The sequence below is a fragment of the Labrys sp. Lb11 genome, assembly GCF_057554225.1.
Window position 1 is genome coordinate 589,795 of sequence record NZ_BAAJOT010000004.1, and the last position, 20,378, is coordinate 610,172.

Consider the following 20,378-nt stretch of genomic DNA (forward strand, 5'->3'; position numbering starts at 1 on the left):
TCGTTCGCGAAAAATCGCTTCGATCGCGACGCCGGCCGATCCCCGCCCCACCCATCCCGGGTGTTCCCGAGATGGGTAGACGAGGGAGGCAGGTCGGAAACATCCGACTTGCCGGGGGAGGGAAGGCACGGGCGCCGGCCGGCGGCTCACAGCAGCCCGTTTTCCTGCGCCAGCGCCTTGAGCGAGGCAATGGGGCGCGCGCCGACATGCTGGATCACCTCGGCGGCGGCGAGGGCTCCGAGGCGCAGGGAGCGCTCATGCGCAAGGCCCCTGGCCAGGCCGAACAGGAAGCCGGACGCGAACAGGTCGCCGGCTCCGGTGGTATCGACCAGCCGGTCGATCGGGAAGGCGGGCACGGCGGTCGCCACGCCGCCCTCGATGGCGATGGCGCCCCGCTCCGAGCGCGTCACCACCGCCAGCCGCACATCGTCTCCGATCAGCCTCAGGCCGGTCTCGACGTCCGCCGTCTCGTAGAGCGAGCGCAGCTCATGCTCGTTGGCGAAGATCGTATCGACCACGCCCGAACGCATCAGGTGCAGGAATTCGGCGCGGAACCGGTCGACGCAGAACGAATCCGACAGGGTGATCGCCACGCGCCGCCCGGCCTGCCGGGCGATGCCGGCGGCCTTGAGGAAGGCGTCCTTGGCGTCCTGCGGATCCCACAGATAGCCTTCCATGTAGGTGATGGCCGAGGCGCGCACCACCTCTTCGTCGATGTCGGCCGGGCCGAGCCGATGGGTGGCGCCGAGATAGGTGTTCATCGTCCGCTCGCCGTCGGGCGTGATGAAGATGAAGCTGCGTGCGGTGGCGGGGCCTTCCTCCAGCGGCGCCGTTTCATAGTGGACGCCCTGGCCCCTGAGGTCGCGCGCGAAAATCCGGCCGGTCTCGTCGGCCCTCACCTTGCCGAAATAGGCGCCGCGGCCGCCGAGCGAGGCGACGCCGACCACGGTGTTGGCGGCCGAGCCGCCGGAGATCTCGACGCTCTGGCCCATGGCGGCATAGAGATGCTCGGCGCGCTCCTCGCTGGTGAGGATCATCGCCCCCTTGGCAAGGCCTTCCCGGACCAGGAAGTCGTCCTCGGTCTGGGCGAAGACATCGACGATGGCGTTGCCGATGGTGAGGACGTCGAAGCGGATTTGGGTCATGAAGGTCTCGAGCGCTTTGCATAGGGCGATGGCTGTGCCTGCTATGCCGGATTTTCGCGGTCGGCCCAAGGGGAGGGCGCGCGAATCCCGCGCGTTCCCGCGGCCGGGCCCGCGCGTCCGGCCGCTCGGCTGATCCGGTCGGCGCGCATGTCCTTTGCCCGCAACGCCGCCACCGTCGGCCTCGCCACGCTGGTCTCGCGCGTGCTCGGCTTTGCCCGCGACATCATGGTCGCGGCCGCTCTCGGCGCCGGGCCGGCCGCGGATGCCTTCGTCGTCGCCTTCCGCATCCCCAGCCTGCTGCGCCGGCTGTTCGCCGAGGGCGCGTTCAATTCCGCTTATGTCCCGCTGCATGCCGAGGCGGCGGTTCGCGGCGCGGCGCGGCCCTTTGCCGACGAGGTCTTTTCCGCGGTCACGGCCGCCTTCGTGCTGCTGACGGCGCTGGCCCTGCTCGCCATGCCGATGCTGGTGGGCCTGGTGGCGCCGGGCTTCGCCGCCGGCGGCGGGGCGGTCGACCTTGCCGTGGCGCTGTCGCGCATCACCTTTCCCTATTGCCTCGCCACGGCGCTGATGGTGGTCGCCTCGGCCGTGCTCAACGTTAACGGCCGCTTCACCGCCGCGGCCTATGCGCCGTCGCTGGTCAATGTGGCGACGATCGCCGCGCTTCTCCTCGCCCCACATCTGGGCTGGACCGGCGACGAGGCCACGGCGCGGCTGCTGGCCTGGGCGGTGCTCCTCGGCGGCTTTGCCCAATGCGGCCTGGTCTTCCTGGCTCTGGCCCGGGCCGGCCTGCCGCTGCGCCTGGCGCGGCCGCGCCTGACCCCGGCGGTGCGGCGCTTCGTCGTCCTGGCCCTGCCGGGCGTCGCCGCCGCCGGCATCACCCAGGTCAATGCCTTCGTCGGCCTGGTCATCGCCTCGCCGGAACCGGGCGCCGTGGCCTGGCTCTATTATGCCGACCGCGTCTACCAGCTCCCCCTCGGCATCGTCGCCGTGGCGCTCGGCATCGCCCTGCTGCCGGACATCGCCCGCCACAGCACGGCGGGCGATGCCCTGGGCGAGAGCCGGGCCCTGAGCCGGGCGGCGGAGTTCGCGGCGCTGCTCGGCCTGCCGGCGGCGCTGGCGCTGATGACGGCGGCAGGGCCGATCGTCGCTGTGCTGTTCGAGCGCGGCGCCTTCGGGCCGCGGGACACCGCCGCCACGGCCGGGGCACTCGCCGCCTTCGCCGCCGGGCTGCCCGCTTTCGCCGCCGCCAAGCTGCTGCAGCCGCTGTTCTTCGCGCGGGCCCGGATGCGCCTGCCCTTCATCGTGGCGCTGCTCGGCGTCGCCGCCGACATCGTCCTGTCGGTGGCGCTGTTCCCCACCTTCCACCAGGTCGGCATCGCGGCCGCGGCGGCGGCCTCCGGCTGGCTCAATGCCGGGCTGCTCGGCCTCGCGGCCTGGCGCCGGGGCTGGCTGCGGCTCGACGCCGCCGCCTGCCACCGCCTGCCGCGCATCCTGGCCGCCAGCCTGGCGATGGCCGCGGCGCTGGCGGCCGCCGCTCCGCTGGCGCAGCCCTGGATCGGTCCGGAAGCCGCGTCCTGGCAGCGGCTCACCGCGCTCGCCGGCCTGTGCGGCGGCGGCTTCGCGATCTTCGCCGCGGCTTGCCTCGTCCTGGGCGGGGTCGATCGCGACGCCCTGCGCTCGGCGCTGCGCCGCCGCGGCTGAGCCGGCGGCGCAGCGCCGAGCCCGGCGGAGGCGGTTTTAGATATCGGTAACCATTCCGCGATAATCCTGTCGACAGCGACGCCGTCTCGATGGACCGGTTTGCGGCACCCAGCCCGCCGGGACGGCTGGCGGGTGGCGCGCCGACCGTGCGCCGGCAAGGCGTGACATGCGGTTGATCGAAACGTTCCGGCGCTGGCGGGGACGTCTGGCGGTTCGCCAGACGCTGCTTCTGGCCGCGCTGCTGGTCGTCTTCGCCGTCGAGTTCACCTGCTACAACATGCTGCAGTCGAGCTATGCGATCCGCCAGGAACTGGACCGGCACGTCTCCTATCTCGGCCGCTTCGGCGCCGACCTGACGGCCGGGGACCTGAAGGAGCTGCGCCTGCGCGAGCTCCTGCCGACGATGCGCAACTTCGCCGCCCGCTCCGACATCGTCTATGCCCGGCTGCTCGACGAGTATCGCCGCGTCGTCAGCGACGGGCTGGGGGCGACCGTCGCCTTCGCGGCGGTGTCGAAGGACGACCTGTTCGACGCCGCCTTCAGGAGCGGCGCCGTCCAGTTCCAGGACGACGGCGGCACCCTGCACGTGGCCCAGCCCGTGGAACTCGACGGCAAGACCATCGGCGTCCTGCGCTTCGGCGTCTCGCTCGCCGCGACTCATGCGGCGGTCGACGCCATGATCAAGCGCAATCTCCTGGCGGTGGCGTTGTTCCTTGTGCTGGTGCTGCCGGTGACGGCGATGGCCGCCCATCGCTCGGCGCTGCCGATCCGCCGGCTCACCGAGGCGACCCGCCGCATCGCCGCCGGCGACCTGACCACGACGATCGAGGTGCGCGGCCATGACGAGATCGCCGAGCTCAGCCGCTCGGTTTCGGCCATGGTCGAGAGCCTGTCGGAATCCGCCGCCGCCATCCGTTCGCTGACCTTCGTCGACCAGCTCACCGGCCTGCCGAACCGCGACCAGCTCGAGCAGCGCGTCGCCGCCGCCATCGCCGGGCTGAAGGACGGCGACGACCGCGTCGTGCTGGCCGTGGTCGACCTCGACCGCTTCAAGCGCGTCAACGACGCGCTCGGTCCCGACCATGGCGACTTGGTCCTGCGCGAGGTGGCGGATCGCCTCGGCGTCTTCCTGGAGGATTGGCGCGACGAGGTCGTCCGCAAGGCCGGCGCCGCCTATGAGACGGTCCTCGGACGGCTTTCGGCCGACGAGTTCGGCGTCATGGTCGCCGGGCCGCTCGGCGACCGGGAGCTCGATCCGGTGCTGCGCCGGATCATGCGCGCCTTTGAAACCGATTTCGACCTCGACGGCCATGCGCTCGAGCTGAAGGCGAGCATCGGCGTGGCGATCGCCCCGACCGACGCCGACGACTTCAAGACCCTGACCCAGAACGCCGGCGTCGCCCTGGACGCCGCCAAGGTGGCCGGCGGAGCCACCTATCGCTTCTTCTCGCCCGACCTCGACGAGCGAGCCTATCGCCATCTCGTGCTCGAATCGGAGCTGCGGCAGGCCAAGGCCCGCGGCGAGCTGGAGGTCTACTACCAGCCCCAGGTCGCCTGCTCGGACGGGCGCAGCATCGGCGCCGAGGCCCTGATCCGCTGGAACCACCCGACGCGCGGCCAGGTGCCGCCCGGCGAGTTCATCACCCTGGCCGAGGAATCCGGCCTGATCATCGACATCGGCACCTTCGTGCTGCGCCGGGTCTGTGCCCAGGCGGCGATCTGGGCCAGCCGCGGCCTCTATCCGCGCCTGTCGGTCAACGTGTCGCGCGCGCAGTTCCAGCGCGAGGATTTTCCGGCGATGGTGCTGCAGATCCTGGCCGATACCGGCACCAATCCCTCGCAGCTGGAGCTGGAGATCACCGAATCGATCGCCATGGCCGATCCGGCCAGCGTCGCCAGCCAGATGGCGCCGCTGCGGGCCGCGGGCGTGCGCTTCGCCATGGACGATTTCGGCACCGGCTATTCCAGCCTGTCCGTGCTGACGCGCCTGCCTTTCGACGTGCTGAAGATCGACAAGTCCTTCGTCACCGACATCGACAGCGGCACCGAGGAGCGGCGCGTGCTGGTGCGCACGGTCCTGGCCATGGCGCGCGGCCTCGGCCTGGAAGTGGTGGCCGAAGGCGTGGAGACCGAGGTCGAGCACATCTTCCTGCGCGACCATCAATGCAGGCACGCGCAGGGCTATCTGTTCGCGGCGCCCATGCCTGCCGGCAAGTTCGAGACCTGGTTCATCGCGCATCGCCGCCGCGACGCGCGCCTGCTGCAGGCCAGGCTCCGGACGGCCCTGCTGGAATTGCCGGAGGCGATCAACCGATAGGCCGGAAAGGCTCCTTCCGCCGCTCCCCGGCGGCTTCTCGAGGCTTTCGCCGCGCTTGACCTGGCATTCTCAAGGCAAAATTCAACGCTGCCCAAGCTCGCAGGTCCAGGCAGGTTCGGGAGAACCTGCCTGGAACGAAAACACCCTCGCCGCGGGGTACGGCGAAGGTGTCGGAAACGTCTTGTCGGGGATGGTGCCTACTTCTTGCGCAGGCGCACGATCACGTCGACGCGGCTGATCTCGTAGCCCTCCGGCACGGACGGCATCGCCGCCATGGTGACGTCGCCGGGAATGTCGATCACCTGGTTGTCGCCCTCGACGAAATAATGGTGATGTTCGTCGACATTGGTGTCGAAATAGGTCTTGGAGCCGTCGACCGCGAATTCGCGCAGCAGGCCGACCTCGGTGAACTGGTGCAGCGTGTTGTAGACGGTCGCCAGCGAGACCGGCACGCGGGCCCGCGTCGCCTCGTCATGCAGGATTTCCGCCGTGATGTGGCGGTCGCCCTTCTGGAACAGCAGCCAGCCGAGCGCCAGGCGCTGGCGCGTCGGACGCAGGCCGACATCGCGCAGCATCGAGCGCACGTCATGGAACGGACAACCCGTCCGCAGCGTCTCGCCGCGCGGCGCATCCTGGGCGTGATCGAAACGAACGGTCGTCGACATCGGCATAATCGGGGCCACTACTCTAATCCGGCGATATTGTAGAGGATGAGGTGGCCATGGCGCAACCCGCCGTCAAGCCTTGGCTTTGGCCGATATGACGCAGCCGTGACGGGCAGGTGCTGCACCTGCCCGTCTTCGTCGCAGGGACGTTACTTGCCGAGCTTCTCCAGCTCGGCCTTCAGCTCCGGCAGCGCTTGGTAGAGGTCGGCGACCAGGCCGTAATCGGCGACCTGGAAGATCGGCGCCTCCTCGTCCTTGTTGATGGCGACGATGACCTTGGAGTCCTTCATGCCGGCCAGGTGCTGGATCGCGCCGGAAATGCCGACGGCGATGTAGAGATCCGGCGCCACGACCTTGCCGGTCTGGCCGACCTGCCAGTCGTTCGGGGCATAGCCGGCGTCGACCGCGGCGCGCGAGGCGCCCATCGCCGCGCCGAGCTTGTCGGCGACCGGCTCGATATAGGTGGCGAAGTTCTCGCGGTTCTGCATGGCGCGGCCGCCGGAGATGATGATCTTGGCCGAGGCCAGCTCCGGCCGGTCGGACTTGGCCAGCGCCTCGCCCTTGAAGCTGGAGAGGCCGGGGTCGGCGACGGCGGCGGCCGCCTCGACCGGCGCCGAGCCGCCCTCGCCGGTGGCGGCGAAGGAGGCGGTGCGCACGGTGATCACCTTCTTGGCATCGCTCGACTGCACCGTCTGGATGGCGTTGCCCGCATAGATCGGGCGCTCGAAGGTGTCGGGCGAGACTACGGCGATGATGTCGGAGATCTGCATCACGTCGAGCAGCGCCGCGACGCGCGGCAGCACGTTCTTCCAGGCCGCGGTCGAAGGCGCCAGGATGGCGTCGTAGCCGGCGGCGAGGCCGGCGATCAGCGCCGCGGTCGGCTCGGCCAGGCGATGCGCATAGGGGGCGTCCGCCGCGGTCAGCACCTTGGCGACGCCGTCGAGCCTGGCGGCGGCCTCGGCCGCGGTCGCGGCGCCTTCGCCGACGACGAGCACATGCACGTCGGCGCCGATCGCCCTGGCGGCGGTCAAGGCCTTGGCGGTCACGTCCTTGAGGGTGCCGTTGTCCTGTTCGGCGACGAGAAGCGTGGTCATGATGGGGTCCTCTCCTCGGGCTCAGAGCACGCCGGCTTCGGTCTTGAGCTTGGCGACGAGCTCGGCCACCGAGCCCACCTTCTTGCCGGCCTGGCGCGCCGGCGGCTCGACGGTCTTCAGCACCTTGAGCCGCGGCGTCAGGTCGACGCCGAGCGCCTCGGGCGTGGTCTCGTCGATCGGCTTCTTCTTCGCCTTCATGATGTTGGGGAGCGAGGCGTAGCGCGGCTCGTTGAGGCGCAGATCCGTGGTGACGATGGCCGGCAGCTTCAGCCCCACCGTCTGCAGGCCGCCGTCGACCTCGCGGGTGACGTCGATCCCTTCGCCGGTGATCTCCAGCTTGGAGGCGAAGGTGCCCTGCGGCCAGCCGAGCAGCGCCGCCAGCATCTGGCCGGTGGCGTTCATGTCGTCGTCGATCGCCTGCTTGCCGAGGATGACCAGGCCGGGCGCCTCGTTGCCGATCACCGCCTTGAGGAGCTTCGCCACGGCGAGCGGCTCGACCGTCTGGTCGGTCTTGACCAGGATGCCGCGATCGGCGCCCATGGCCAGGCCGGTGCGCAGCGTCTCGGCGGCCTGGGCCGGTCCGATCGACACCACCACCACCTCGGTGGCCTTGCCGGCTTCCCGCAAGCGCAACGCCTCTTCGACGCCGATCTCATCGAACGGATTCATCGACATCTTGACGTTGGCGAGGTCGACGCCCGACCCGTCGGCCTTGACCCGGATCTTGACGTTGTAGTCGACCACCCGCTTGACGGGCACCAGAACCTTCATGGATTTCCTCCAGGGCGAGGGATGCGTCGGGCGAAAAACAGTTCGGCCGGGATAGGGGGCCGCCGGTTCGTCTGCTAGCGATGAACCGACGCGTCGCGTCGCGATCACACTGTTGGACGCCGAACGGCGGCGGGACCCTAGTGGCCCGAGGCTGAATTTTCAACCGGGGTTTCGGGGAAAGGGCGGTATGCCGCCCGGCGGTTCGGGGTCCGGCGGCGTGGTTTCCATGATCAGCGGCGAGGCGTCCTCCTGGTCGAACAGCGGCGTGTCCGGCCGCTTGAGCACCAGCGTCAGCACCGCCCCGGCCAGAAGCCCGCCCAGATGCGCGAACCAGGCCGTGTCGTCCTCCGAGGCGGCGAGGAGGGCGTTGATGGCCTGGAAGACGACCCAGGCGCCGATCGCCCACATCGCCCGCATCCTCAGCGGGATGCGGAACAGCACCAGCACCCAGATCTTCACGCGCGGATGCAGCAGCACATAGGCGGCGACGACGCCGGACACCGCGCCGGATGCGCCGATCAGCGGGCTGGTCGAGTGCGGTTGCATGAAGGCGTGGGCCAGCCCCGCCAGCACGGCGCAGGCGACATAGAAGAAGAGGTAGCGCGCATGGCCCAGGTCGTCCTCGACATTGTCGCCGAACACCCACAGGAACAGCATGTTGCCGGCCAGGTGCATCCAGGATCCGTGCAGGAAGGACGAGGTCACCAGGGTCAGCCATTGCGGGATCACCGCATATTCGGCCGGCAGGTCCATCTCGTGGAACAGCACCACCGGGATCATGCCGAAGGAGGGCGAGGCCGCGTCGGCGTACTGGGCGTCGAGGAACTGGCCGGACTGGAACACCGCGTAGACGAACACGTTCACCGCGATCAGCGCCCAATTGACATAGGGCCGCGTGATGCGTCGCATCGGAGTGTCGTCGTAGAGCGGAATGAGCATCTCGGCCCTAGAATGGACCCACACGGTCGGCGCGGCAAGCGGCGTGCGTCCGGCGGGTGCGCCGACTTAACCCCGCGTTAGGGTTAACGGTGGTATTTTCCGCGCCGGCGCAAACGTTTGGAATCCGGCCCGATGGCCATCGACACCGATCACACCCAGAGCCTCGTCGGCAGCATCGCCGACAAGATCGACGGCTTCTTCTATCGCTGCCTGAACGACAAGGACTTCACGATGCTGCACCTGTCGTCGGGCTTCTCGACGACGCTGGGCTACGACGCCGACTGGTTCATCTCCAGCCGCCAGTCCTTCACCGGCATCACCCATCCCGACGACGTGGCGCGGGTCGACAGGGCGGTGAACGAGGCCCTGGCCGCCAGGCAGCGCTGGCGGGTACACTATCGTCTGAAGACCCGCAGCGGCGAATGGCAGCCGATCTTCGAGACCGGCGGCGCCTTCCGCGATCCCGTGACGGGGGAGGTGCTCTACCTGGACGGCGTGATCCTCGACGTGAAGAATCAGGCGGTCGATATCGGCGGGCGAGCCCAGGCGGCGCGCGAGATCGCCAACGCCACCGGCGAGATCATGAAGACGCTGAAGACCCTCCGGCTGCTCGCCCTCAATGCCCGGCTCGAGGCCGTGCGCGCCGGCGACCATGGGCTCGGCTTCACCGTGGTGGCGCGGGAAATGGTCGAGCTTGCCGCCCAGAGCGACGTCAACGCCCGGGTCATCGAACGGCTTATCGCCAAGCTCGACAATGACAGCGTGCTCGCGGCCTGAACCGCGGGAGGCCGGCGATCGCCGGCCCGCGGCACAGCGGCGACAATCCTGCGTCTGACGCTCGCAACCCCGAAGCAGCCCATGGATTATCTGGTCAACCTGTCGATCCTCGCCCCGGACGCCGCCCTCGAGGCCCGGTTGCAGGCCGCCGGCGTCGGCATCCGCCGGGCGCTGGCGCCCGAGCTCGAGCTCGTCACCGGCTGGATCCGACAGCGCTTCGGCCGGGGCTGGGCGAGCGAGGCGACCGTCGCCTATGCCCGCCAGCCGCCGGCCTGCTTCCTTGCCACCCGGGCCGGGACCCTGCTGGGCTTTGCCTGCTACGACGCCGTCGCCCGCGGCTTCTTCGGCCCGACGGGCGTTGAGAAGGCGGCCCGGGGCGGCGGCATCGGCCGCGGCCTGCTGCTGGCGACGCTGCTCGACATGCGCACCCTCGGCTACGGCTATGCCGTCATCGGCGATGTCGGTCCCTCGGCCTTCTATGAGCGCACGGTCGGCGCGACGCCGATCCCGCAGTCGGAGCCGGGCGTCTATGCCGGCATGCTCAAGGCGCCGCCGGAGCGCTTCTGAATCGACCCTCAGAGGATCGTGGCGATCTCATCGAAGGCAAGCCGCGGGCCGCGCGGGAACAGCTTGGCCTCGTCGCCATGGCCGATATTGACCAGGATGTTGGACTTCACCTGGCCGCCCGGGAAGAATTCGGCGTCGACCTTGGCGGCGTCGAAGCCGCTCATCGGGCCGGCATCCAGGCCGACGGCGCGCAGCGCCAGGATGAAGTAGGCGGCCTGCAGCGTGCCGTTGCGATAAGCGGTGTCGTCGGCGAAGGCTTCGTTGCCGGTGAACCAGGCCCGCGCATCGGCGTGGGGGAAGAGCTTGGGCAACTGGTCGTAGAACTTGCGGTCATAGGCGAGGATCGCCGTGACCGGCGCGGCCATGGTCTTGTCGACATTGCCGGCGGAGAGGGCCGGCCTCAGCCGTTCCTTGGCCTCGGGGCTGCGGACGAAGATAATGCGCAGCGGCGAAGAGTTCGCGGCGGTCGGCCCCATCTTGGCGAGGTCGACGGCCTCGGCCAGCAGCGTGTCCGGCACGTCGACGGCACGCCAGCCATTGTGGGTGCGGGCCTCGAGGAAGAGCCGCGCGAGCGCCGGGGCATCGAGCTTGCCGCCGAGGCTGGCGGCGTTGGCGATCTCGTTGCGGACGGCAATGGTCATGGTGGGGACTCCCGGGGCAGGGGCGGGATGCCGCCCCACGGCGTGGAGCCCGACGATCCCGCCGACCTTGGTTGGCGTTGCCCCTGATGTGCGTCGCAACATGCATCATTGCAATTGGACAAATAATGATGTCATCTATCGGTTGGTATGATAGATGCGCTGACCCTCACCCAGCTTCGCGTGCTGGTCGCCGTGGCCGAGACCGGCAGCTTCTCGGGCGCCGCCCGCCGGCTCGGCCGCGTCCAGTCCGCCATCAGCCAGACCGTGCAGGTTCTGGAGGACACGCTCGGCCTCGCCTTGTTCGACCGATCCGGCAAGACGCCGGTCGTCACCGAGGCGGGCCGGGCGATCCTCACCGAGGCCCGGCAGGTGATCCGCCATGCCGACGCCCTGCGCCAGCGCGCCGACGCCATCGCCGACGGCATCGAGCCGGAGCTGACGCTGGCCGTCGACGCTGTCTTTCCGAGCGAGGTGCTGACGGCCAGCCTGAAGGCCCTGCAGGAGACCTTTCCAGGCCTGCCGGTGGCGCTGTTCACCGAAGGGCTCGGCGCTTCCGAGCAGCGCCTGCGCGACGGGCTGGCGCACCTGGCCATCTATCCCGTCCACTCCGTCGGCGCGGACAACCGCGCCGTCCGAGTGGGCAGTCGCGCCACCGGCGCGGCCGATCTCGACGCCGCGTTGCTGGCCCATATCGCCATGGTGCCGGTCGTCGCCAGCGACCACCCGCTGGCGCGCGAGCCCTCGCCCGTCGGCCGCGCCGCGCTGGCCGAGCACACCCAGCTCGTCCTTACCGATCGTTCGACCCTGACCCAGAACCTGCGCGGCCACATCTATTCGCCGCACATCTGGCGCTTCGCCGACCTTGCCACCCGCCTCGACTTCCTGCTGGCGGGCCTGGGCTGGTGTCACATGCCGATCCATCTGGTCGAAGGCCATATCGAGGCGGGCCGGCTGCAGCGCCTGGTCATTCCCGAGAGCGAGGGCTTCGTCCTCCCACTCTATGCCGTCCGCCGCAGCGGCGATCGGCTCGGCCGCGCCGGCCGCCGGCTGGTGGAGGATCTGCGCCTCAGGCTCGCCGCCTGGAAGCCCTGCAGCCGGGCCGCTCCGGGCGCCTCCCTGGGCAATCCGCCGCCGCCCGGCGAGCCGCGGCAGGCGGCGGTCTTAACGACCGCTCAACCATAAACCGCCCCTTAACCGGGCGGCCCCTACTGTCGGGTCCAAGTTGGCGGCGTGGCGTTCCGGCGTCCCGCCCTGTTTTGAGGCTCGGTGATGCGAACCACCCGACGCAGCTTCTCCCGGAGCTATTCCCTGCCAGACGAGGTGCGCGGCATGCTGTCGCGACGCCTGACCGAGCTCGGCGGCATGGCGCTGCTGGCCCTGGCCGGGCTGGCGGCGGTGGCGCTTTCGACCTGGTCGGTGCAGGATCCCAGCCTCAACCATGCCACGTCCGGCCCGGTGCGCAATTGGCTCGGCGAGCCCGGCGCCGCCGTCGCCGACGTCATGATGCAGCTCTTCGGGGTCGGCGCCGTGGCGGTGCTGCTGCCCATTGCCTTCTGGGGCTGGCGCCTGCTCGCCCACAAGCTGGTCGATTCGGAGAAGCTGCGGATCCTCACCTGGATCCTCGGCGCGGCCCTGGCGGCGGGCTTTGCCGCCGGCTTCCCGGTGACGCCGCAATGGCCGCTGCCGACAGGCCTCGGCGGCGTCGTCGGCGACTGGATCTTCGGCGTCCCGGCCATCCTGTTCTTCACCCGCGGCGCCGGCCTCGCGCAGAGCCTGCTGACACTGGCGCTCGGCTTCGGCATGGTGGCGGCGCTGGTGGTCGCCTCCGGATTCTTCTTCCACCCGTCCAGGCGGGAGGAGGAGCGCACGCCGCACATGCCGATCCGCATGCGCGGCGAGCCGCGCCTGTCTCCCGACGACGACAATGACGATGACGACGAGCGGCGCGCCGTGTCGCTGGGGGCGGTCATGCACTGGGCCCTGAGCCTCAAGCACGCCCTGACCCGTCGGCGCCCGCGCCCCGAGCGGCCCCGCCGGCGCGACGGCGAGCGCCGCATCGGCATCGGCGACGTGCTGGCGCGCATCGAGCCCCAGGAATATCTGGTCGACGCCCCCTTGCCCGACGGCCGGCGCGAGCCGGTGCTCTCCGCTCGCACCGCCCCGCGGCCCGACGCTCGCCGGCCGCACCAGGCCGTCGCGCTCGACGAGGCGGCCTTCGAGGAGCCGCCGGAAATCGAGGAGGACGATGCGCCGCCCTTCGTCGCCCCGCCCCGGCGCCAGCAGCAGGCCGCTGCTCCGGCCGCGCCGGCTGCGGCGCCGTCGCGCCGCCTGATGAGCGCGGCCGAGGCCGCCGAGCGCGACACGCCGCCGCCGGTGTCGAGCCGCGTCACCCTGCCGCCGCCGCCGCCCAAGCAGGGCCGGCGCCTGGAGCAGGAGCGCCAGCCCGACCTCTTGATGCGAGACCGCTGGGAGTATCCGCCGCTCACGCTGCTGGCCGAGCCGCGCAAGCCGACCGGGGCGGCGATCTCGACGGAGGCGCTGGAGCAGAACGCGCGGCTCCTGGAGAGCGTGCTGGAGGATTTCGGCATCCGCGGCGAGATCATCCATGTGCGGCCCGGCCCGGTGGTGACGCTGTACGAGCTGGAACCGGCACCGGGCATCAAGTCCTCGCGGGTGATCGGCCTTGCCGACGACATCGCCCGCTCGATGTCGGCGCTGTCGGCGCGCGTGGCGGTGGTGCCCGGGCGCAACGTCATCGGCATCGAGCTGCCGAACGCCAAGCGCGAGATGGTGTATTTCCGCGAGCTGATCGGCTCGGAGGATTTCGAGAAGTCGAAGTTCAAGCTGGCCCTGTCGCTGGGCAAGACCATCGGCGGCGAGCCGGTGATCGCCCAGTTGGAGAAGATGCCGCACCTCCTGGTGGCCGGCACCACCGGCTCGGGCAAGTCGGTGGCGATCAACACCATGATCCTGTCGCTGCTCTACCGGCTGAAGCCGACGGAGTGCCGGCTGATCATGGTCGACCCGAAGATGCTGGAGCTGTCGATCTATGACGGCATCCCGCATCTTCTGGCGCCGGTGGTGACCGACCCGAAGAAGGCGGTGCTCGCGCTCAAATGGGCGGTGCGCGAGATGGAAGAGCGCTACAAGAAGATGTCGAAGCTCGGGGTGCGCAACATCGACGGCTACAATGCCCGGGCGGCGGCGGCGCAGGAGAAGGGCGAGAGCGTCATCCGCACGGTGCAGACCGGCTTCGACAAGGAGACGGGGGAGGCGCTGTACGAGCAGGAGGAGATGGACCTGTCGGCGATGCCCTACATCGTCATCATCGTCGACGAGATGGCCGACCTGATGATGGTGGCGGGCAAGGACATCGAGGGGGCGATCCAGCGGCTGGCGCAGATGGCGCGGGCGGCGGGCATCCACCTGATCATGGCGACGCAGCGCCCGTCGGTGGACGTGATCACCGGCACGATCAAGGCGAACTTCCCGACCCGCATCTCCTTCCAGGTGACCTCGAAGATCGACAGCCGGACGATCCTGAGCGAGCAGGGGGCCGAGCAGCTCCTGGGCCAGGGCGACATGCTGCACATGGCCGGGGGCGGTCGGATCACCCGCGTGCACGGGCCGTTCGTGTCGGACGACGAGGTGGAGAAGGTGGTGGCCCATCTCAAGGCCCAGGGCCGGCCGGACTATCTCGACACGATCACGGCGGACGAGGAGGGCGAGGGCGAGGAGGCGGAGGCCGATGCGGCGGTGTTCGACAAGGGCGCCTTCGGCGGCGAGGAGAGCGGCGAGCTCTACGACCAGGCGGTGAAGGTGGTGATGCGCGACAAGAAGTGCTCGACCTCCTACATCCAGCGCCGGCTGCAGATCGGCTACAACCGCGCCGCCTCCCTGGTCGAGCGCATGGAGAAGGAGGGCCTCGTCGGACCCGCCAACCATGCCGGAAAGCGCGAGATCCTCTCCTACAGCCGAGACAGGATCATCCACAATCCTGCCGGCGCCGACCTGGAGGACGAGGAGGCGTGAGGCGCCGGCTCCATGAAATCGGCCCTCATGATTGACGGCAGGAGCGCTGGCGCTATAGTCCGCGCCGCGTTGCCCCTATGGCGGAACTGGTAGACGCGTCCGACTCAAAATCGGATTCCGCAAGGAGTGCTGGTTCGATTCCGGCTAGGGGCACCAAATCACAGTCTGTCGCCGTCGCTCGGCAATCGGAAAGCCCGAAAAATCAAAGGGAACCGACCTCCGCCGGAGGCCGCGAGCATGCATCGGCGTCCGCGCGATCTGCTGCCTTCATGTTGACCGTGTGCCATCAGGCCGAAGGCAAGACGTTCGTCCCCGAGCCGGAAATCGCTCGCGGCATTGCAGCGCTTCCGAAGCGCAGCAGGCAAGGCGACACGCCAGGTCCGCATGAAGCAGCCGATGGCCTGAAACGGAGCGTCCGGCTGGGCGCTGGCGCGCCGAGCCGGACGACCATCCCGGCCAAGGGCTCGTCTGCGAACACGTGCTTCGTTACGCGCAGGGCATGCCATCTCAGCCATCATGGTCGGACCTGATCCGCCCATGACACCCAGGTTGATTCACTGATTGATGAACGGCCTAAGCGCGCTGTGGCGCGGTCGGGACAACCAGCACCGGGCAGGGGGCGATCTGCACGAGGCGATGGGTGACGCTGCCCAGCAGCAGTCCGGCAATCGGGCCATGGCCGCGCGTTCCCGCCACGATCAGATCGGCTCCCTCCTCCTTTGCGATCTCCGCGATCCCATGCGCAGCACCTCCCATCCACAGCCTCGCCGTGTGGAGAGTGGCGTCCAGGCCCTGCTGCTGCAGGCCCTCGACCGTCTTCCGGATTGCGCTCTGGACCTCGGGCTCATCCACGTGGACCGACCCGCCGCCCCGACTCACCGCAAGCTCATCGACGTGCACGGCAATGAGCCGGGCGCCATGAGCCTGCGCGAGGCCCTTGGCGTACGGGAGCGCCAGTTCGGCTCCGCTCGAACCGTCAGTCGCCCAGATGATGACCTTGAACATCCCTGCTTTCCTCCTCTCGGCGTGAAGCTTCCAGAGCCCGGGAGCGCGGCCTCCCTGCGGGGCCAGGAAGATTCGCTCGACCATGGAAACTGACGATTCTCCCGAGTGAGCGATTGCGACCTTGATCTGCGTCAAACTCTGGTCGCCTTTGTCGTCCTCCCCGTCCCGAGCTTATGCCCATGCAGGCATTTCAGGGCCCCCGACAGGGGAGCCGTAAACCAGCGGGCGGCCCGGGTCGGTCACCGGCTCTGCACCCGTCGCGTATGTCCTGGTCCGTGGAGGAGGCCAGGCAGTTCCCGGAAACGGGCCGCGATCGGGCCGACGGCGTGGCCGTCCGGCTCGGCTATGACGACCCGACTTTCTTCCGGCGCCTGTTCAAGCGTTCCTGCGGGCTCGCGCCGGCGCGGTACCGGTGGAGGAAGCAATCGGAGCGGCCACCCGGTCTTCGCCGCCGACAGCCGGCCTGCCCTGTGCGCCGCCGCAGTAGAGGCAACAAGCGGTCGGCTTTTGATTGTGATGTCGTTTGCGGGACGCTAGCTTGCGCGTGAAGCGCGAAGAAATTCGTGGTTTGTATGCAGGATATGACGTCGCCTTGAAATGATGGATGCCGGGCTCAGCAATGCATCACTCTGAATCAGCGTCGAAGGTGTCTCCCGAGACGCTCCTGGAGATCGTCAGAACGCAAACGGAGATTACCAAGCTCGGCCTCGACCTCGGCGCGGTGATCGCCTGCGTTGCCGAGCGGGTCCGCCATCTCACGCGGGCGACGGGTGCGGTCGTGGAACTCGCCGAGGGCGAGGACATGGTCTACCGCGCCGTATCCGGCGACCTCGAGCAGCAGCTCGGCCTGCGCCTGCGGCGTCAGGGCAGCTTGTCCGGCCTGTGCGTGGCGACCGGCCAGATCCTGCGCTGCGAGGATTCCGAGACCGACGAGCGCGTCGACAGGCAGGCCTGCCGCCGGGTCGGGCTGCGGTCGATGATCGTCATGCCGCTCAACCATGCGGGCGCTACGGTCGGCGTGCTGAAGGTGACCTCTCCTGCGATCGCAGCCTTCGGCGAGGACGACCTCTTCGTCCTCGGCCTGATGTCCGAGCAGATCGCCGCGGCCATGTTCCACGCCACGCGCTGGAACGCCAGGGACCTCTACCACCAGGCCACGCACGATCCCCTGACCGGGCTCGCCAATCGCGCCCTGTTCTTCGACCGGCTCCGGCATTGCCTCCTCCAGGCCGGCCGCCGCTCCGAGCGGGTCGGTCTCGTCAACCTCGACATGGACAACCTCAAGCCGATCAACGATCGCTATGGCCACCGCGCCGGCGACGCGGCAATCCGCGAGGTGGGCGCCCGCCTCGCCAGCGTGTCGCGCCAGTCCGACACGGTCGCGCGCGTCGGCGGCGACGAATTCGGGGTGATCCTGTCGCGCATCGATAGCCGCGAAGGCGCCCGGAGCCATGCCGGCCGCATCGGCGAGCGGCTGAGCGCGCCCTTCAGCTTCGAGGACCAGCCCGTGGACCTCGCCGCCAGCATCGGCATCGCCGTCTTCCCCGACGACGGCCGCGAGGTCGAGGCGCTCGCCGACGCGGCCGACCGGCTGATGTACGACGCCAAGCGGGCCCGCAAGGCCGACCGGGGCGTCGCGGCCGCGAGGAGCGCGGCGGGCTGAGAGCGCGCGCCCTCGCGCCGCCGCGAAGGAGCCTCGTGTCTTCTCCATGACGCGTCTTGCGATCACGCCTTGGGCGGCGGCATCCGGCCCGCATGGCCGCCGGCCAGACGCCGCACTGTTTCGACCAGCGCATCGCCCTGGAACGGCTTCCTGAGATAGGCCGCCGCGCCGCGCCGCAGCGCCTTCTCGCTCAGGCCCGGCGCGTCATAGGCGGTGATGAGGATGACCGGCGGTCCGTCCTGCCGCCCGCGGCGCAGAGCGTCGATCAGGTCGAGCCCCGACATGCCGGGAAGGTGCAGATCGCTGACGATGCAGTCCGCCCCGGCGGCGGCGCCCGACTGCAGCAGGGTTTCGGCGGATTCGAAACCGATGCTGTCATGGCCGGCGGCTTTCATCAGGCGCGCCAGGGCGCTTCGCATGCTGTCGTCGTCGTCCACGACAAGGACTTTCAGGCGAGCGGCCATGAGAGAACCCCCCTGCCGCCACTATGCGGCGATCACGCCGCCGCCGCCATTGGACCAACAGGCATGTCGGCTGCCCGAAAGTGCAGGGCGTCTCCGGCCGGCCTTCAGGGCGGCTCCTCGGCGATCGCCCGCAGCCTCTCGGCGAGCCGTCCCAGCGCCGCGGCCGAATCGACGCCGAGCTTGCTCATGAGGCTGGCGCGCTGCGCCTTCACGGTTCGTTCGGCGACGCCGAGATCGTCGGCGATCTGCTTGTTCAGCTTCCCCGCCACGACCAGGTCGAACACCTGGCGCTCGCGGTCGGACAAGGTCGCGAACGACGATTGCAGCTCGTCCTGCCGCCGGCGAAGTGCCCGCGCCTGCTCGTCCTGCCGCAGCGCCAGGCCGATCGCCGCCAGCAGGGTCTCCGGTCCGACCGGCTTCTCGATATAGTCGATCGCGCCCGCCTTCATGGCCGACAGGCAGGAGGCGACGTCGCCATGCCCCGTCATGAAGATCACCGGCATCCGGCTGCCCTGGTGCTTCAGGGCCGCGTGCAGCTCGAGGCCGGACGGCCCGGGCATGTAGACATCGAGCAGGACGCAGCCGTGGCGGTCGGCCGGCGGATGCAACAGGAATTCTCCGGTCGAGGCGTAGCCGACGGCCTCGAAGCCCTGCGCCCGCAGCAGCCGGAGCAGGGCCGTTCGCAGCGATTCATCGTCGTCGACGATGTGGATGACGGGCTTGTGGTTCATGCCGCCGCCTCCGCCCTGGCCTGCGCGTCCGCCGGCAGCTCGACGCGGAAGATCGCGCCGCCCGACGGCCGGTTTTCCGCCCAGACCTTGCCGCCATGCGCTTCGACGAGTGTGCGAACGATGGAGAGCCCCAGACCGATGCCGCTTCGCTTCGTGCTGAAGAAGGAATCGAACAGCTGCGCATGGTGCTCCCTGGCGATGCCGTGGCCGCTGTCGCCGACGCTGATGGCGGCGACGGACCCTGTCCGCGCGACCGATACGGTGACCAGCCGCGCCTCTTCCGGCCTTTCGGCGACGGCGTCCATGGCGTTGAGGACCAGGTTGATCAGGACTTGCTGGATCTGCGTCCTGTCGCCCACGATCCCGATGCTGGCGGGCGACGGGTGAACCGCCAGGTCGACGCGCCGGCGCCGCGCTTCGGCCCGGAGGAGGACTTCGGTCTCGGCCAGGGCCTCGTTCAGCTCGAGCGGCCTGCGCTCGACTTCATGCTTTTCGAGCAGCGTCCGCAAGCGGCGGATGACCTCGCTCGCCCGAACGTCGTCGCGGCGGATGTCGTCGAGAATCAGGCGCAGATCCTCCGGGTCGGCGCCGCCGGCCTCGAGCTGCAGCCGGGCCGCGGTGACATTGCTGAGGATGGCGCCCAGGGGCTGATTGATCTCGTGCGCGATCGAGGCCGTCAGCTCGCCCGCCACCGCAAGCCGCGAGGCGTGGGCGAGCTCGAAGCGATGCTTGTCGGCCGCGCCTTCGGCGCGCCGCCGGCGCGCCCGTTCGAAGACGAGCCAGCCCAGGAGGGCCGATTGAACGATGAAGGCGGCAGCGGCCAGGAGCGCCGGAAGGCGATAGAGCTCCCAGAAGCCGGGTTGCCGGAACTGCACCTGCGCATCCGCCGGAATGTCGTCAGGGTCGATCCCCCAACGCTCGATCTGCCGCCAGTCGACGCTGAGCGTCGATGGCATGGCGTCGGGGAGCTGCAACGTGTCCAGCCGGCGCCCGTCCAGCAGCTGGTTGACGATGCCGCCGGCGATGCGGCCCATCGCCTCGAAATTCGACACCCGCCCTCCGACGACGCCGGCCCCGATGAACGTGTTGTAGGGACCGTAGACGGGCGCGGCGGCAGCGGCGGCGATATCCCGCGCCGAGTCTCGCGGGGCGAAGTTGCGGCCGGCGCCGTCCATGAAGTAGCCGGGCGTGAAGACGACCGTATCCGCGCCGAGCGCGCCGACGCGCCGCTCCACCTCGGCGGTCGGCAGGCCGGCCAGGAACTCGATGCTGGCGGGGCGGGGCTGCAACGCCGGCAGTTGCTTGCGCAGGAGTGCTTCCCAGTCCCGGTCCGGGTCGGCCGCGCCGGTGACGATGACCAGGCGGCGTGCCTTCGGATGCCAGCGCAGGGCCTGCGCGATCGTGCCGAGATAATCCACCTTGTAAGGCACGCCGCGCACGTCGGGTGGAAGCGTCAAGCCGTCGGCGAAATCCTTCTCGACGCCCATGTGCACGACCGGGACGCCCGGGAACAGGCCTGACCGGTTGCGCAGCAGGAATTCGAGCGCCTTGTCGCCTCCGACGACGATGATGTCCGGCGGGTGAGAGGCGTATTTGTCCCGCAGATAGGTCGTGACGATCCGGAAATAGGCCTCGCCCTCGAAACGCGGATAGTCGAGGAACTCGGCGCTGAGGTCGACGGCGCGGCCCGCCGCCTGGAGCGCCTGGTTCAGGCCGCGGTCCCCCTCGATATTGGCCGGCAGCAGGCGGTTGTTCTCATAGAGCACCAGGACATGCTTGGCCGCAGCCGCCTGCAGTCCGGTCGCCGGCAACAATACGACGAGAACCAGAGGAAGGAGCGAGCGGAAAAAGGCGAATCCCGCCCTC

17 protein-coding genes and 1 tRNA gene are annotated in these 20,378 nt (G+C 69.6%); 8 read left to right on the forward strand and 10 right to left on the reverse strand.

Annotated elements, in window-relative coordinates; all coding sequences use genetic code 11:
- Positions 1 to 146: 146 nt before the first annotated feature.
- A complete protein-coding gene (locus tag AC27L4_RS17315; protein ID WP_487143472.1) occupies positions 147 to 1,145 on the reverse strand; it encodes an adenosine kinase in 999 nt (332 codons plus the stop codon).
- Positions 1,146 to 1,292: 147 nt separating this feature from the next.
- Here AC27L4_RS17315 and murJ point away from each other — a divergent pair, with 147 nt between their 5' ends.
- Positions 1,293 to 2,846: a murein biosynthesis integral membrane protein MurJ gene (murJ, locus tag AC27L4_RS17320; protein WP_487143473.1), complete on the forward strand. Its 1,554-nt coding sequence runs from the start codon at positions 1,293 to 1,295 to the stop codon at positions 2,844 to 2,846.
- Positions 2,847 to 3,012: 166 nt separating this feature from the next.
- A complete protein-coding gene (locus AC27L4_RS17325; protein ID WP_487143474.1) occupies positions 3,013 to 5,163 on the forward strand; it encodes a putative bifunctional diguanylate cyclase/phosphodiesterase in 2,151 nt (716 codons plus the stop codon).
- Between the two features lie 197 nt (positions 5,164 to 5,360).
- Here AC27L4_RS17325 and irr read toward each other — a convergent pair whose 3' ends face one another.
- From irr to AC27L4_RS17345, 4 genes are all read right to left on the reverse strand, one after another.
- Entirely contained in the window at positions 5,361 to 5,828 is a 468-nt protein-coding gene (irr, locus tag AC27L4_RS17330) for a Fur family transcriptional regulator Irr (protein WP_487143475.1), read from the reverse strand.
- A gap of 149 nt (positions 5,829 to 5,977) precedes the next feature.
- Entirely contained in the window at positions 5,978 to 6,922 is a 945-nt protein-coding gene (locus AC27L4_RS17335; protein ID WP_487143476.1) for an electron transfer flavoprotein subunit alpha/FixB family protein, read from the reverse strand.
- 21 nt (positions 6,923 to 6,943) lie between these two features.
- Entirely contained in the window at positions 6,944 to 7,693 is a 750-nt protein-coding gene (locus AC27L4_RS17340; RefSeq protein WP_487143477.1) for an electron transfer flavoprotein subunit beta/FixA family protein, read from the reverse strand.
- Between the two features lie 159 nt (positions 7,694 to 7,852).
- Positions 7,853 to 8,602, reverse strand: coding sequence for a rhomboid family intramembrane serine protease (locus AC27L4_RS17345; RefSeq protein ID WP_487143478.1), 750 nt, complete (start codon positions 8,600 to 8,602; stop codon positions 7,853 to 7,855).
- A gap of 162 nt (positions 8,603 to 8,764) precedes the next feature.
- Here AC27L4_RS17345 and AC27L4_RS17350 point away from each other — a divergent pair, with 162 nt between their 5' ends.
- Entirely contained in the window at positions 8,765 to 9,409 is a 645-nt protein-coding gene (locus AC27L4_RS17350) for a PAS domain-containing protein (RefSeq protein ID WP_487143479.1), read from the forward strand.
- A gap of 81 nt (positions 9,410 to 9,490) precedes the next feature.
- Positions 9,491 to 9,976 (forward strand): GNAT family N-acetyltransferase, encoded by a 486-nt coding sequence (locus AC27L4_RS17355; RefSeq protein WP_487143480.1) that lies wholly within the window; start codon positions 9,491 to 9,493, stop codon positions 9,974 to 9,976.
- Between the two features lie 8 nt (positions 9,977 to 9,984).
- On the opposite strand, the gene AC27L4_RS17360 is transcribed toward AC27L4_RS17355, so the two are convergent.
- Positions 9,985 to 10,617 carry a malonic semialdehyde reductase gene (locus tag AC27L4_RS17360; protein WP_487143481.1) on the reverse strand — a complete coding sequence of 211 codons (633 nt, stop codon included), beginning with the start codon at positions 10,615 to 10,617 and terminating at the stop codon, positions 9,985 to 9,987.
- 147 nt (positions 10,618 to 10,764) lie between these two features.
- Between AC27L4_RS17360 and AC27L4_RS17365 the strand changes: the two genes are divergently transcribed.
- From AC27L4_RS17365 to AC27L4_RS17375, 3 genes are all read left to right on the forward strand, one after another.
- The gene (locus tag AC27L4_RS17365; RefSeq protein ID WP_487143482.1) at positions 10,765 to 11,799 is read left to right on the forward strand and encodes a LysR family transcriptional regulator; all 1,035 of its coding nucleotides are present in this window, start codon (positions 10,765 to 10,767) and stop codon (positions 11,797 to 11,799) included.
- Positions 11,800 to 11,886: 87 nt separating this feature from the next.
- Positions 11,887 to 14,649, forward strand: coding sequence for a DNA translocase FtsK (locus AC27L4_RS17370; RefSeq protein WP_487143483.1), 2,763 nt, complete (start codon positions 11,887 to 11,889; stop codon positions 14,647 to 14,649).
- A 71-nt stretch (positions 14,650 to 14,720) separates the two neighbouring features.
- Positions 14,721 to 14,805 (forward strand) — tRNA-Leu (locus tag AC27L4_RS17375).
- Between the two features lie 417 nt (positions 14,806 to 15,222).
- Here the strand turns inward: AC27L4_RS17375 and AC27L4_RS17380 are convergent.
- Complete coding sequence (locus AC27L4_RS17380) at positions 15,223 to 15,654, reverse strand: universal stress protein (protein WP_487143484.1); 432 nt, start codon at positions 15,652 to 15,654, stop codon at positions 15,223 to 15,225.
- A 646-nt stretch (positions 15,655 to 16,300) separates the two neighbouring features.
- Here AC27L4_RS17380 and AC27L4_RS17385 point away from each other — a divergent pair.
- Complete coding sequence (locus AC27L4_RS17385) at positions 16,301 to 17,317, forward strand: diguanylate cyclase domain-containing protein (RefSeq protein ID WP_487143485.1); 1,017 nt, start codon at positions 16,301 to 16,303, stop codon at positions 17,315 to 17,317.
- A 62-nt stretch (positions 17,318 to 17,379) separates the two neighbouring features.
- Here the strand turns inward: AC27L4_RS17385 and AC27L4_RS17390 are convergent, their stop codons facing one another.
- The 3 genes from AC27L4_RS17390 to AC27L4_RS17400 form a co-directional block, all read right to left on the reverse strand.
- Entirely contained in the window at positions 17,380 to 17,781 is a 402-nt protein-coding gene (locus AC27L4_RS17390) for a response regulator transcription factor (protein ID WP_487143486.1), read from the reverse strand.
- 104 nt (positions 17,782 to 17,885) lie between these two features.
- Positions 17,886 to 18,512, reverse strand: a complete 627-nt coding sequence (locus tag AC27L4_RS17395) for a response regulator transcription factor (protein ID WP_487143487.1) — start codon at positions 18,510 to 18,512, stop codon at positions 17,886 to 17,888.
- A complete protein-coding gene (locus AC27L4_RS17400) occupies positions 18,509 to 20,323 on the reverse strand; it encodes a sensor histidine kinase (protein ID WP_487143488.1) in 1,815 nt (604 codons plus the stop codon). Before AC27L4_RS17400 ends, AC27L4_RS17395 begins: the two co-directional genes overlap by 4 nt.
- Between the last annotated feature and the right edge of the window lie 55 nt (positions 20,324 to 20,378).